The organism is Roseburia sp. TF10-5 (assembly GCF_003462365.1).
Taxonomy (GTDB): Bacteria; Bacillota; Clostridia; order Lachnospirales; family Lachnospiraceae; genus Roseburia; species Roseburia faecis.
Map to the genome: position 1 here is coordinate 214,010 of NZ_QTYW01000005.1, position 13,981 is coordinate 227,990.

Annotated in this window: 9 protein-coding genes; 2 read left to right on the forward strand and 7 right to left on the reverse strand. The window is 44.3% G+C overall.

Features of this window, described 5'->3' with window-relative positions:
* Window positions 1-2 precede the first annotated feature (2 nt).
* The 4 genes from DXD06_RS07465 to DXD06_RS07480 all read right to left on the reverse strand — a co-directional run bounded on the left by DXD06_RS07465 (window position 3) and on the right by DXD06_RS07480 (window position 4,779).
* Window positions 3-875 (reverse strand): DUF2225 domain-containing protein, encoded by an 873-nt coding sequence (locus DXD06_RS07465; protein ID WP_055068454.1) that lies wholly within the window; start codon window positions 873-875, stop codon window positions 3-5.
* A 24-nt stretch (window positions 876-899) separates the two neighbouring features.
* The gene (locus tag DXD06_RS07470; protein ID WP_117831221.1) at window positions 900-2,579 is read right to left on the reverse strand and encodes a glutamine--tRNA ligase/YqeY domain fusion protein; all 1,680 of its coding nucleotides are present in this window, start codon (window positions 2,577-2,579) and stop codon (window positions 900-902) included.
* Between the two features lie 84 nt (window positions 2,580-2,663).
* Window positions 2,664-3,875, reverse strand: a complete 1,212-nt coding sequence (locus DXD06_RS07475) for a BMP family ABC transporter substrate-binding protein (protein WP_055262158.1) — start codon at window positions 3,873-3,875, stop codon at window positions 2,664-2,666.
* 28 nt (window positions 3,876-3,903) lie between these two features.
* The gene (locus tag DXD06_RS07480) at window positions 3,904-4,779 is read right to left on the reverse strand and encodes a hypothetical protein (protein WP_022045077.1); all 876 of its coding nucleotides are present in this window, start codon (window positions 4,777-4,779) and stop codon (window positions 3,904-3,906) included.
* Between the two features lie 252 nt (window positions 4,780-5,031).
* Here DXD06_RS07480 and DXD06_RS07485 point away from each other — a divergent pair, with 252 nt between their 5' ends.
* Window positions 5,032-9,285 carry a 2-hydroxyacyl-CoA dehydratase gene (locus DXD06_RS07485; RefSeq protein WP_117831222.1) on the forward strand — a complete coding sequence of 1,418 codons (4,254 nt, stop codon included), beginning with the start codon at window positions 5,032-5,034 and terminating at the stop codon, window positions 9,283-9,285.
* 85 nt (window positions 9,286-9,370) lie between these two features.
* Here DXD06_RS07485 and pap read toward each other — a convergent pair whose 3' ends face one another.
* Complete coding sequence (gene pap, locus DXD06_RS07490) at window positions 9,371-10,840, reverse strand: polyphosphate:AMP phosphotransferase (protein ID WP_117831223.1); 1,470 nt, start codon at window positions 10,838-10,840, stop codon at window positions 9,371-9,373.
* A 182-nt stretch (window positions 10,841-11,022) separates the two neighbouring features.
* Here pap and DXD06_RS07495 point away from each other — a divergent pair, with 182 nt between their 5' ends.
* Window positions 11,023-11,808, forward strand: a complete 786-nt coding sequence (locus tag DXD06_RS07495) for a DeoR/GlpR family DNA-binding transcription regulator (protein ID WP_022045074.1) — start codon at window positions 11,023-11,025, stop codon at window positions 11,806-11,808.
* Between the two features lie 3 nt (window positions 11,809-11,811).
* Here the strand turns inward: DXD06_RS07495 and DXD06_RS07500 are convergent, their stop codons facing one another.
* Both DXD06_RS07500 and DXD06_RS07505 read right to left on the reverse strand, forming a co-directional pair.
* Window positions 11,812-13,482 (reverse strand): EAL domain-containing protein, encoded by a 1,671-nt coding sequence (locus tag DXD06_RS07500; protein WP_172679153.1) that lies wholly within the window; start codon window positions 13,480-13,482, stop codon window positions 11,812-11,814.
* 142 nt (window positions 13,483-13,624) lie between these two features.
* Window positions 13,625-13,900 (reverse strand): hypothetical protein, encoded by a 276-nt coding sequence (locus DXD06_RS07505; protein ID WP_117831224.1) that lies wholly within the window; start codon window positions 13,898-13,900, stop codon window positions 13,625-13,627.
* Window positions 13,901-13,981: the final 81 nt, after the last annotated feature.

Here is a 13,981-nt window from a genome sequence, read left to right on the forward strand (position 1 = left end):
GATTATCCTTTGCCGTGCAGTTTTGCAATAATCTCTTCTTTTAAAAGCATCGCTCGGTCTTTTGCCACACGGGAAGCTGCCTGTGAAGTCAGAATCATGGAAATGAATCTGGATGCAATGTCCACCTTTCCAAGTTTATAAGCTATATTCGCCATCAACAGGTTTACGGTACTTTCTTCCATTCCGCACATTGGGAAATTTTCGGATGCAATCGCTTTTAAAAATCCCTCATATGCCTGTTCATAATACGTGGCTTCTTCTTTCCGGCATTCGGCAAGTGTTTTTTCATCTTTCTTTTTTGCCTTGGAAAGCTCCTCAATCCAGCCGCGGTACAGCCAGGATATCTTTAGGCACTCATATGCCTTTTCACTGTTCTTTCCCTTTTTCACCAGTGTATTATATAAAGCCAATTTATACCGCTCAATGGCTTTTTCGTAAGAATACGGCTCCATCGGTTCTTCTTTTGGCTGCTTCTGCCCTTTGAACTTATGGCATACCCCTTCTTCAATCATCTTGACCTGACCGGTAGACAAATGGGTAAAATAGCGGTTCATCGCCGTATATCCGCACTGTGGGCAGGACGATACATCATATTTATTTGTATCAATGTACTGAAAACGCGGACGTAGATCAAAATCCGGTTCCATGCGCTTTACCCGTCCAGTTTTTACCATTCTTGTACGGAAAACATTATCACATACCGGACAACGGATGGATTTATCCAGTAAGAACTCAGTTTCGCTGTGAACCGGTTCTTTTTTTGGCACCGGTTCCGGTGCTTTCCGTGCAGGTGTATCACTTTTTTCCTCTTCAAAGAGGTGGTCTGTATCCATCTGATCCAGACCAAATTTTTCCAATCCCGATAATAAATTCATTCTACGCCTCTTTTTGTCTATTCTTTATTTTTTCGGCAGCTTAAAAGAACTCTTCAAAGAAACAATTCTGTTAAATACAGGCGCTCCCGGCTTTGAATCCTTATAATCTGCGCAGAAAAATCCTTCTCTTACAAACTGAAAACTCTCATATGGTTTTGCCTCTAACAATGCCGGCTCTACAATGCTCTCTGTCAGGACAGTCAGGGAATTCGGATTCAGATTCAGACTTCCGTCTTCATTATATACGCCAAGTTCTTCATTAATGAGGTTCTCATATAAGCGAACCGTTACTTTCTTTCCGTGTTCTGCCGATACCCAGTGAATGGTTCCCTTTACTTTTCTTCCATCCGGGCTGTTTCCGCCTTTTGATGCCGGGTCATATGTGCAGTGGATAACCGTAACTTTCCCGCTCTCATCCTTTTCAAATCCGACACATTTCACGAAATATGCATTCATGAGACGTACTTCATTTCCCGGGAACATACGGAAATATTTCTTCGGCGGTTCTTCCATAAAATCATCCCGTTCAATATAAATTTCCCTGGTAAACGGAACGGTTCTCTTTCCGAGTTCCGGATTTTCCAGATTATTGTCCACCAGAAGTTCCTCCGTCTGACCCTGCGGATAATTGTCAATGACAACCTTTACCGGATCTAAAACTGCCATCATACGTGGACGTTTCATCTTCAGATCCTCACGGATGCAGTACTCAAGCATTGCATAATCCGTAGAACTGTTTGCCTTGGAAATACCTCCAAGTTCGATAAATTTCTGAATGGATTCCGGTGTATATCCTCTGCGGCGCAGCGCTGCAATGGAAACCAGACGTGGATCATCCCATCCATCTACAATCTTCTCCTCAACCAGACGCTTGATATAACGTTTTCCGGTTACAACATTTGTCAGATACAGTTTTGCAAACTCGATCTGCTTCGGAGTCCCTTCCGGACTGGTCTTATATCCAAGTTCTGTCACAACCCAGTCATACAACGGTCTGTGATCCTCGAACTCCAGAGTACAGATGGAATGGGTTATTCCCTCGATTGCATCCTCAATCGGATGTGCAAAATCGTACATCGGATAAATGCACCACTTGTCCCCGGTATTGTGATGTGTCATATGTGCCACACGATAAAGGATCGGATCTCTCATATTGATATTGGAAGAAGTCATATCAATCCGTGCACGAAGTACACGACTTCCATCCTCACATTTTCCTTCCTTCATTTCTTCAAACAGCGCAAGATTTTCCTCTACGCTTCTTTTGGCATATGGGTCTTCTTTTCCCGGCTCTGTCAGAGTACCGCGATACTCACGGATTTCGTCTGCAGACAGATCGGATACATATGCTTTTCCCTTTTTAATCAGTTTAATCGCTGCTTCATACATCTGATCGAAGTAATTTGATGCAAAGAAGAGGCGATCTCCCCAATCTGCTCCAAGCCATTTTACGTCTTCCTTAATAGACTCTACAAACTCAAGTTTCTCTTTTGTCGGATTTGTATCATCAAAACGGAGATTGAATTCTCCTCCGTACTTTTTTGCTAACCCTGAATTTAAAAGAATGGACTTTGCATGTCCGATATGCAGATATCCGTTTGGCTCCGGTGGAAAACGGGTTTTTACCGTCTCACAATGTCCCTCTGCCAGATCCTTTTCAATAATCTGTTCAATAAAATTCTTGGAAACCGCTTCATTTTCCATATGTCTATTCCTCCAGCACTCCTCAAATAAGAATAATTATAAGGATATTCCCGATATTTGTCAACCGGAACGCGCCTGTGTACGCTATTGCTCCTGTCCTTTTTCGGATTCCAGAATTCCGTCCAGCGCACGTGTTGAAAAATATGCAATCTGTTTCTTCCCGTTTTTTATTTTTTCTTCCGTTTTTTTCACTCTGTCACCGGTTCCGGATGATGCACTTTTTCCCAGTGTAGAAATTGTAACCGCTCCCTGTGCATATCCGCCATTCCAGTTCTGTTCCATATAGCGGCCATTCAGCTTTGCATCAAACAGCTCTGTATAATAAACCGACCACACACTGACAACCGAAGTCAGCGCGGCCTTTCCTGCCATCTGACGCATATCAGAGTTTCTTCCAACCGCGTATACGCATTTTCCGCTTTCTTTTGCATTTTCAGCCATCTGCATAACAGCATCCAGATCGGTATTAGATGCAAGAACCACACACCCGCTCCGGATCAGATCTCCGGCCGCGGTTGCCTCCGCATCACTGTTATTCCAGGCATCTATGTATTCTACCTGTAAAACAACCTTTTTACAGACGGCCTTTACTCCCAGGTAATAGGCATTAATATCTGCATGTGCATCATCGTTTGCCTCTGCCGCCACATATCCCAGTTTTACATTTTTCTTTTCGTCAAAACTCTTTGCGGGAATCTTTTTCTTTTCCTTCAGCTTTGCTACTTTCATTCCGGCCGTGACTCCTGCCACATAAGAAGCTTCGTAGGTATCCATATGTACATTGTAAAGATTTGTGAGTTCTGTTCCGTCTTCCGTTACCGTACTCTGTGTCTTTGAATCGTTGATAACTACAAAATCAACTTCCGGATTCTTTTCTGCTTCACTTTTTATTGCTTCTTCATAGATGGCGCTGTTTGCAATAATAATCTCACATCCCTGTCTGATAAGATCCTTTACCGCACTTTTGCAGCCATCATTCGCACCGACACGCTCTTTCCAGATGATATCCTGCTCCGGAAGACTGACATTTTCTGCTGCCGCCCGGATTCCGTCAATATGTGCCAGTGTATAGGCTTCTGTCTCATCTCCGTTTAAGATAACACCGATCCATCCCTTTTGTTCTTCCTCATTTTCCGGTGGAATTTCCACTTTCGTTTCCGCAGTCTGTTCGTTTTCCTGCTGCTTTTGTTCTTTGTCTGCTTTCTGTTCTCCTGATTCTGTCTGTGTTCCGCTGACACCTGCCATTCCTATCAGAACCGCAACGATAAGCAAAACACTTAAAAACTTTTTCTTCATGATTTTTTTCTTTTCCACTCACTAAATTTTATTTTACATGCTGGTGGGTAAACAGATGATCCTGACAGTATTCACGATTTCCCACGCATTTGCTGCAATAACGGAACTGTAATTCCGGATTTGTCAGCTCGGTTCTTCCACAGATGGCACATTTGTGACGTGCAATGCCGGACCCCGGACGAGGCTGACTGAACTGTGCCCGGAATTCTTTCTGGCGTTTCTTTTGTTTTCCGGACAAACGGGTCTTCATTGCATGGAAAAACCAGAACATATTGAGTACCGGAACCACTATCTGTACGCAGTTTAAAACACCCACGAGAATTCCCATTCCGGTTCCATAACTTGCAATTCCGATCGAGAATATACGAACCACCTGATATCCCAGATATACCAGTTCAAAAATTAACATCCATTTCATCCTGATCGGAAGGACAAAATACAGGCGTACCTCTCCCTCCGGCATGCACATGGCCAGCGCCAGCAGCATGGACATCAGAATATAATACGTGGACAGATACGGAGAAAAACCATATCCCAGCAGAATCCGCGTAACAACATATACGATCGCGCCCACAATGTCACACAAAATCACACTTCCCCACAAAAATACATTCATGCGGAATGTTCCAAGCATGGATTCCAGCGAACTGCCCCACATAAGCACACAGAACAGAAATAAGATTCCAAAAACATCCAGCGATGCCGTCGGTGTAAAAATCCATGTCACAACTCTCCAGATCTGTCCGTGCAGAATACTGCCCATATCAAAATTCATATAACTCATGAGTCCGGGTGCCGTCAGCTGTACCACGTATCCAATCACCTGCGCAAGTACAAAATATCTGCTCAGATTGGCGACCGCATGTCGTCCCCATTTGCGTTCCAGTTTATCCATCCAGTTCATAAATCTGTCTCCTGTCTACATAGAATAGTGTATGTATGGTTACGGTCACTTCTGACCTTTCTGTCAACCAATTATACGGTTTTCAAATCCCTCTTGTCAACGCAGCGGCACGTTCTTTCCAACATTTTATAAAATCTTTATGTTTTCAGTCGTTGTCTTTTGTCAATTCTTGTCGTATAATGTTTTAGGTTTTGTTTTGAAATCATACTTATTTATAATAAGTTTAGTTACTTACACATGGAGGTTACATTTATGAGTGACAAGCAGTTACATAAACTTGGAATTGATATTGGTTCCACCACCGTCAAAATTGCAATCCTCGACTCACAGGACAACATCCTGTTTTCCGATTACGAGCGTCATTTTGCAAATATTCAGGAGACACTGGCGTCCTTAATTGCCAAAGCATCCAACGAATTGGGGGATCTTTCTGTTTCTCCTGTTATTACCGGATCAGGCGGACTGACCCTTGCAAAGCATCTGGAGGTTCCGTTTACGCAGGAGGTTATTGCAGTATCCACTGCTCTCACTCATTATGCGCCACAGACCGATGTTGCAATCGAGCTCGGCGGAGAAGATGCCAAGATCATCTATTTTGAAGGCGGTAATGTCGAACAGCGTATGAACGGTATCTGTGCCGGCGGTACAGGTTCGTTCATTGATCAGATGGCATCCCTGATCCAGACCGATGCTTCCGGATTAAATGAATATGCCAAAAATTATAAAGCAATCTATCCGATTGCAGCGCGCTGTGGTGTATTTGCCAAGACAGATATCCAGCCGCTCATCAATGAGGGTGCAACTCGCGAAGATCTGTCTGCCTCTATTTTCCAGGCGGTTGTCAATCAGACAATCAGTGGACTTGCCTGTGGTAAACCGATCCGCGGACATGTGGCATTTCTCGGTGGTCCTCTGCACTTTTTATCCGAACTGAAAGCAGCGTTTATCCGCACGTTAAATCTCGATGATGAGCACGCAATTACACCGGAAAATTCGCATCTGTTTGCAGCGATCGGTTCCGCATTAAATTATAAGAAAGACGTAGAGACCACTTTAGGATCTCTGCAGCAGCGTCTTTCCACCGGCATTAAGCTGGAGTTTGAAGTTGCCCGTCTGGACCCGCTGTTTGCCAGCCAGGAAGATTACGATGCTTTTACCAGCCGGCACGGAAACAATCATGTAGAAACCGGTGACCTGAAAAACTATTCCGGAAACTGCTATCTCGGTATTGACGCAGGTTCCACGACAACAAAGATCGCACTTGTCAGCGAGGACGGAAAACTTCTGTATTCATTCTATGACAACAATAACGGAAGCCCGCTTGCAACTGCCATCCGTTCCATTCAGGAAATTTACCGTCTGCTTCCGGAGAGTGCGCACATTGTACACTCCTGCTCCACCGGATACGGGGAAGCTCTTTTGAAAGCTGCATTGATGCTTGATGACGGCGAGGTAGAAACCGTCGCCCATTACTATGCCGCCGCTTTCTTTGATCCAAAAGTTGACTGTATTTTAGACATCGGCGGTCAGGACATGAAATGCATCAAGATCAAGAACCAGACCGTAGATTCGGTTCAGTTAAACGAAGCATGTTCTTCCGGCTGCGGTTCTTTCATTGAAACTTTTGCAAAATCCTTAAACTTCACGGTGCAGGATTTCGCCAAAGAAGCACTGTTTGCCAAACATCCGATTGATCTTGGTACCCGCTGTACCGTATTTATGAACTCAAAGGTAAAACAGGCACAAAAGGAAGGCGCCTCCGTTGCCGATATCTCTGCCGGACTTGCCTACTCTGTAATCAAAAACGCATTATTTAAGGTGATCAAACTGTCCGATGCCAAAGATCTGGGAGAAAATATTGTTGTTCAGGGTGGTACTTTCTACAATGACGCCGTTCTGCGCAGTTTTGAAAAAATTGCCGGTGTCCACGCAACCCGTCCGGACATTGCCGGAATCATGGGTGCTTTCGGTGCCGCACTGATTGCCCGTGAACGTCACGAAGCCGGCTATCAGACGACGATGCTGTCCATTGAACAGATCAATAAACTGTCCTACACTACCAAGCTTGCACGCTGCCAGGGATGTACAAACCACTGTCTGCTGACGATCAATAAGTTTTCAGACAACCGTCAGTATATTACCGGAAACCGCTGTGAGCGCGGACTTGGAAAAGAAAAAAACAAAGAGAATATTCCAAACCTCTTCGAATATAAGAACAAACGTATTTTTGCTTATGAACCTCTGTCAGAAGCCGAAGCAACCCGCGGGACCGTTGGACTTCCGCGTGTACTGAACATGTATGAAAACTATCCGTTCTGGGCAACGTTCTTTAAGAAGCTCGGTTTCCGTGTGGTTCTCTCTCCGCAGTCCACACGAAAAATCTACGAACTCGGCATTGATTCTATTCCAAGCGAATCCGAATGCTACCCGGCGAAACTGGCGCACGGTCATATTTCCTGGCTGATCCACCAGAATGTAGATTTTATTTTCTATCCGGCGATTCCTTACGAGCGCAACGAGTTTCCGGATGCAAACAACCACTACAACTGCCCGATCGTAACTTCTTATTCCGAAAACATTAAAAACAATGTTGAGGAAATTACGAGTGGACAGATGCGGTTCTTAAACCCGTTCATGGCGTTTACAAACGAAGAAGTCCTTTCCAAACAGCTCGTAGACTGTTTTAAGAAAGAATTCCATATTCCGGAAGCCGAAGTACGTGATGCCGTATCCGAAGGATGGAAAGAACTTGCCATGACCCGTCTGGAGATGCAAAAGAAGGGCGAAGAAGTATTGAAATATATGGAAGAACACCATCGCCGCGGTATCGTGCTGGCCGGTCGTCCATACCATGTTGATCCGGAAATCAATCACGGTATTCCGGAAATGATTACTTCCTACGGTATGTGTGTACTGACAGAAGATTCCATTTCCCATCTGGGGAATTTGGAACGCCCGCTTATTGTCATGGATCAGTGGATGTACCACAGCCGGCTGTACTCCGCCGCAAACTACGTTAAGACCAGGGATGATCTGGACCTCATCCAGCTGAACTCCTTCGGCTGCGGACTGGATGCCGTAACAACCGACTGTGTCAGCGATATTCTGACCAATTCCGGAAAAATTTATACATGCTTAAAGATTGATGAAGTCAACAACCTCGGTGCTGCCCGTATCCGTATCCGTTCGCTTCTGGCTGCAATTCGTGTCAAAGAGAAAAAACATGAAAAACGCGAAATCAAGCCGGCAAATTACGAGCGCGTTATCTTTACCGAGGAAATGCGTAAAGATTACACCATCATCTGTCCACAGATGTCACCGATCCATTTTGAACTTCTCGTTCCGGCATTCCGTGCCGCAGGCTACAATCTGGTCATCCCGGATGTTCCGGCCAGAGAATGTGTCGATGTCGGTTTAAAGTTTGTAAATAACGATGCATGTTATCCGTCCCTGATTGTCATCGGACAGATTATGAGTGCGGTAATGTCCGGCAAATATGACCTGAGCAAAACAGCAATCCTGATCTCACAGACCGGTGGTGGCTGTCGTGCGACCAACTACATTGGATTTATCCGCCGTGCACTGACCAAAGCCGGCCACCCGGACATTCCGGTCATCTCCATCAACATGGTCGGTCTGGAGAAAAATCCGGGATTTAAACTCACACCAAGCCTGATCCAGCATGGTCTGTACGCTCTGGAATTCGGAGACATCTTCATGCGCTGTCTCTACCGTGTGCGCCCATACGAAAAGGTACCGGGATCTGCCAACGCATTACACGAAAAATGGAAAAAACGTGTCATTGACTTTGTTGGCAACACCAAGATTCTGTCCCACCGTAAATATCGCAAAATGTGCCGTCAGATCATCCGCGACTTTGACAATCTGCCAATGACGGATGAGAAAAAGCCGCGTGTCGGTGTGGTTGGAGAGATCCTTGTCAAGTTCCTTCCGGCTGCCAACAACTATATTGTAGACCTGCTCGAATCCGAAGGCGCTGAGGCAGTCGTACCGGATCTGACCGATTTCTTACTGTACTGCTGCTACAATCAGAATTTCAAGGCGGATTATCTTGGAGCTACCGCAAAATCCAAGCGCATCAACAATATGCTCATCCGCTTCTTTGAGTGGCTGCGCAAGGATGCAAGGGATGAACTTGCAAAGAGTAAACATTTTGAGCCAACTGCATATATTCAGGATCTGGCAAAACAGGCAGAGCATATCGTCTCCTGCGGTAACCAGACCGGCGAAGGCTGGTTCTTAACTGGAGAAATGCTTGAACTGATTGCACAGGGAGCAACCAACATCGTCTGTGCGCAGCCATTTGCCTGCCTGCCAAACCATATCGTCGGTAAAGGTGTCATTAAGGAAATTCGTCACGAATATCCGGGCGCAAATATCGTTGCAATCGATTATGATCCGGGTGCATCGGAAGTTAACCAGCTCAACCGTATCAAGCTGATGCTTTCTACAGCACAGAAAAACCTGAAAAAAACAAATTCATAATTCTGCGATGTTTCATCATAAGTCGCAAAAATACCCCGGCAACGGAAATTCCGTTTGCCGGGGTATTCCTTTTTTATTTTTCCAGTCAGTCTAACACTTTTTCCAGTTCAGCAATCACGATCCTTAATGCTTTGATCCGTGCATATTTTTTATCTACGGATTCTAAGATATGCCACGGTGCATAGGTAGTGCTCGTCTTTTGAATCATCTCATTGACTGCCCCCTCATACGCATCCCACTTATCACGGTTGCGCCAGTCTTCCTCTGTAATCTTCCATTGCTTTTCGGGCGTATTCTGCCGATCGGTAAAACGGGCAAGCTGCGTATCTTTGTCGATCTGCACCCAGAATTTGATGATCACAGCTCCCCAGTCGTGCAGTTCCTTCTCAAACTCATTAATTTCATTGTACGCACGCATCCAGTCATTCTCGCTGCAAAACCCTTCCAGACGTTCGACCATCACACGCCCATACCACGTTCGGTCAAAGATTGCAATATGCCCGGTACGCGGAAGCCTTGTCCAGAAACGCCACAGATAATGTCTTGCTTTCTCATGCGGCTCGGGACTTGCAATCGGATGAACCTCATATCCACGCGGATCAAGTGCTCCCGTAATCCGCTTGATATTTCCGCCTTTTCCGGCTGCATCCCACCCTTCATAGGCAATGATGACCGGCACTTTCTTACGATACAGACGATTGTGCAGTTCTCCAAGTCTCTGCTGAAGCTGCTTTAATTCCTTTTTATAGACATCCTCCTCCATACACTTGTCCAATGGAATGTCACAAAGAAGCGGCATTTTTTTCAACGGAAATACATTCTGCAGAAGCGGAACCGCCATCTGGTGATTGCTCAGAGCAATCTCAATCCCCTGGGTAAGCGTCTCAAGAATCTGTACTTCTGTCCATTTTCTGGACTTTGCATCAATGATATACCAGGGTGCGGATGGCATATTTGTATTTTTCAGATATCCGGAAAATACATCCATACATTTCTCATAATGTTCATTCTGCCACAGATCTTTTTTGCTGACACGCCATGTTGTGTCCTTCTGATGCTCCAGCTGTGCAATACGCCGTGACTGTTCCTTTTTTGAAATATGCAGAAAGAATTTCATGACCAGATAGCCATTGTCTGTAAGCTGCCGTTCAAACCGGCGGACACTTTCAATCCGATTGGCATATACATCCTCGGAAATGGTTCCGTGCAGACGCTCCTCCGTAATCTCATCCATCCATGCCGTATCCAGAAATACAAACTGTCCGGCTTCCGGAATTTTGGCAAAATGCCGGTACAAAAACGGTTTTCTCTTGTCATCCTCCGTCTTTTTCTGCATCGATACCACCTTAAAGAAACGCGGATCAATATTCTGGATGATCTGGCCGATTGCATAACCTTTTCCGGCCGTTCCCCAGCCTTCAAGCACAACAAGAACCGGTACTTTTTTTTCTTTAATCAAAAGCTGCTGCCGTGCCAGTTTCTCTTTTACCGCTTCCAGCCGTGCCTTAATTTCCTCCTCCGATGGTTTTTCGGATTTTTCCCACTCTTTTAGCATAAAAACCCCTCCTTATGCTTTTTTCTTATCATACCACAGCTGCTGATTTTCATCCACTTCTTTGCAATTTTTTTTGTTTTCACTTTTCACTGGCAAAAAATGCAATTCCGATGTATAGTATCCTATATATAAACTTTCGAAATCTGTGTTTTCGTAAATATAAAGGAGTATAAAAAATCATCATGCTGCAATTAGAACGTCAGAAACTTATATTGGAATATTTGAAACAAAACCGAAAAGCAACCACAAATGAACTCAGTGAAATGCTTGGAGTTTCCACCACAACCATCCGTACCGATTTAAACCAGATGGATAAAGAAAAACTTCTGACCAAAACACATGGAGGCGCACTCTACCACGATAACTCCGCAGACAATAAAGAACTTACCGGAAAAGCCTATTTCTTTCATGAACGTGCACTGGAAAATAAAAAAGAAAAAGAGGCAATTGCTGCAAATGCCATCCACATGGTAAAAGATCACATGTGCATCTTTTTAGATGCCAGCTCCACTGCCTATACACTTGGCATGAAACTGACCGGCTTTACAGAACTTACCGTTATTACAAACGGCATTGACCTTGCACTGGCTCTGAAGGATATCCCCGGGATCACCGTTATCCTGACCGGCGGAATCGTTACCTCTGCCTCTTCTTCCATTGAAGGTCTCCTCGGTGTGGATCTGCTGCAGAAAATTCATACGGACATTGCATTTGTCTCTGCACGCGGCTTCTCCGTTGAAAACGGACTTACCGATTTCAGTATCTACGAAGCAGATTTAAAACGCATGTGTATCAAGGCTTCTGCTAAAACAATTGCATTGATTGACCACACCAAATTTGACACCTCATCCATCTCCAGCTATGCCTCTATTGATGATCTGAATCTGGTAATCACCGACTCCGGATTATCCGAAAATACAAAAGAAATTTATGAAAAAGCCGGCGTTGATCTGCTCATCGCCGACTAATTATCAATTTTCCATGTTTAACAATTTTTGCATTGCAGCTGCCTGAACCGGTCTGGAATAATAATACCCCTGAAACCATGTGGCTCCAAAGGAACGCAGATAATTTTGCAGCTTTTCATCCTCTACCCCTTCCAGGCAGCTCTTTAAATCCGCTTTATTTGCAAAATCAACCATGCTGCGCACCAGTGCCTGTTTGGTCTGATTATCCGTAATTCCACGGATAAAACTCATGTCAATCTTTATCTCATCCATCGGGGTCTGCAGCAGGACACTTGAAGATGCACTTCCCGTACCGTAATCATCCATTGCAAGTCTCACTCCATGTTGTTTGAGGTACAACAGTTTTTCTTCCATAACGCTGACCGGCATGCTTCTACACCGCTCTGTCAGTTCCAGACACAACTGCCCCGCCGGAAAACCGGTTTCTTTCAACAATGCCATGACAACACCACAGAACGTTTTCCTTTCCAGCTGTTTTGCGGACATATTGACATTAATAAAAAAATCCGGATTTGATTTTCGAAACTCCACAGCATCCGTCAATGCCTGTTTCAAAACAAAATTTCCCAGATCATACATACATGGATTGCTTTCCAGCCAGTCAATAAACATTCCCGGTGGCACAATACCATATGGCTCCTTTTTCCAGCGGACCAGTGCTTCCGCTCCGACAATCTCTCCTGTCTGTGCATGTACGACAGGCTGATACTCCACATAAAATCCGTCACATTGGTTCAGCACAGACTGATGAATTACCTTCATCAGATCCAGATCCACGTCCCCATTGATCTGTACCAGATCATTAAAGAACATTAACTTATGATCCCGTCTGGTACGCATTTTTCCTAAAACATATTCCAGCTTACTCTGTACCGTGGAAATTTCTCCCTCATAATGATCAAGAATTATCCCACTGGCATATATCTTCAGGTCAAAATGGTTGTTTTCCAAGACAACACTTTCCTCCAGCCGCGCGCGAATCTTCTCCAGAAATGCCGCAGCCTCTTCACGGCTGGCATCCCTCAAAATAAATGCGTAATTGGAATTTCCCATACGATAAACTGCTTTATCTGCATCCATCATGTAAATAAACCGGTATGCAAGAACCTTTTGAATCCGGTCGCTGTAATTTGTTCCGTACAATATATTGATATCATTCATATGATCAATTTCAATTTCCAAAACAGCTACTTTTCGTCCCTGCTGAATATAATCCACAATATCTTTTTCAAATTTGACCTGACCATAAAGATCCGTCAACGGATCAATTTCCGGAATCACATTCTGATTCCGAAGCAGAACAATAAAATATCTGTTTTTGCCCTGCTCTAAAATCATATCCGTTATAATCTGCGTCATCACATACTTTTTGTCTTTTCCCATACGGATGTACAGATCGTTCTCCAGATTGATCCCCCGCAGACGTTTTTTCATCTCTTCCGTATATTCCGGGCAGTCATATGGGTGTACGCTCTTTTCCAGCACTATTTTATATCCATCTTCACACCATCCCGATGGAATCCCCAGAAATTCTGCAGTACTTTCTGGAACAAATGTTAAATTATGCTGCATATCAGTAACCATTAAATAACTGTCCTGAGATAATTTTGAAATACGACTGATCATCTCCTGAAATATCTGAGATTTTTCCATGCAAAATTCCTGTTTTTCCATCGCTTCCACTCCATATACCTTCTATCAATAGTCTATGTTTATGGTAACATATTTCTGCCATTTATGCAATTTTCAACTTTGACTGGTGCATACAGGGCAACAGCTGTTATACCCGTTAGTCAATGTAAACTACATACATCGCCTACACCTGCATATCCACATGATCCTCCCGCGCCTTTATCCCATCGGTTACCTTTAAATCTTTTTGGGAAACATGCGCGGCACTCTTAAACGATACATTTGCTTCATCTGATCCGTCGACATATTTGCGGTTTTTACAGGTCTGGCATTCCTTCTGTTTCCCATTTTCATCTACGCTTCCGATGCCGTTTTCTTTTCCTGTGACATGTCTGGTATCGCTGTCCGAAATTCCATAATTATATAAACATGATAGGTTTCCTACTCCTGTTATATCCATGGCAGACTCCTTTCTGTTTTGTGTATGCTAGGCGTTTGCGAAACGCCAAACACCGCATAAATACGGTATTTTTTGTTGTTA

Excerpts from the sequence above, each read along its gene's own strand:
- DXD06_RS07465 (WP_055068454.1), bottom strand. The coding sequence starts at position 875 with ATGAATTTATTATCGGGATTGGAAAAATTTGGTCTGGATCAGATGGAT.
- DXD06_RS07470 (WP_117831221.1), bottom strand. The coding sequence starts at position 2,579 with ATGGAAAATGAAGCGGTTTCCAAGAATTTTATTGAACAGATTATTGAA.
- DXD06_RS07475 (WP_055262158.1), bottom strand. The coding sequence starts at position 3,875 with ATGAAGAAAAAGTTTTTAAGTGTTTTGCTTATCGTTGCGGTTCTGATA.
- DXD06_RS07480 (WP_022045077.1), bottom strand. The coding sequence starts at position 4,779 with ATGAACTGGATGGATAAACTGGAACGCAAATGGGGACGACATGCGGTC.
- DXD06_RS07485 (WP_117831222.1), top strand. The coding sequence starts at position 5,032 with ATGAGTGACAAGCAGTTACATAAACTTGGAATTGATATTGGTTCCACC.
- pap (WP_117831223.1), bottom strand. The coding sequence starts at position 10,840 with ATGCTAAAAGAGTGGGAAAAATCCGAAAAACCATCGGAGGAGGAAATT.
- DXD06_RS07495 (WP_022045074.1), top strand. The coding sequence starts at position 11,023 with ATGCTGCAATTAGAACGTCAGAAACTTATATTGGAATATTTGAAACAA.
- DXD06_RS07500 (WP_172679153.1), bottom strand. The coding sequence starts at position 13,482 with ATGGAAAAACAGGAATTTTGCATGGAAAAATCTCAGATATTTCAGGAG.
- DXD06_RS07505 (WP_117831224.1), bottom strand. The coding sequence starts at position 13,900 with ATGGATATAACAGGAGTAGGAAACCTATCATGTTTATATAATTATGGA.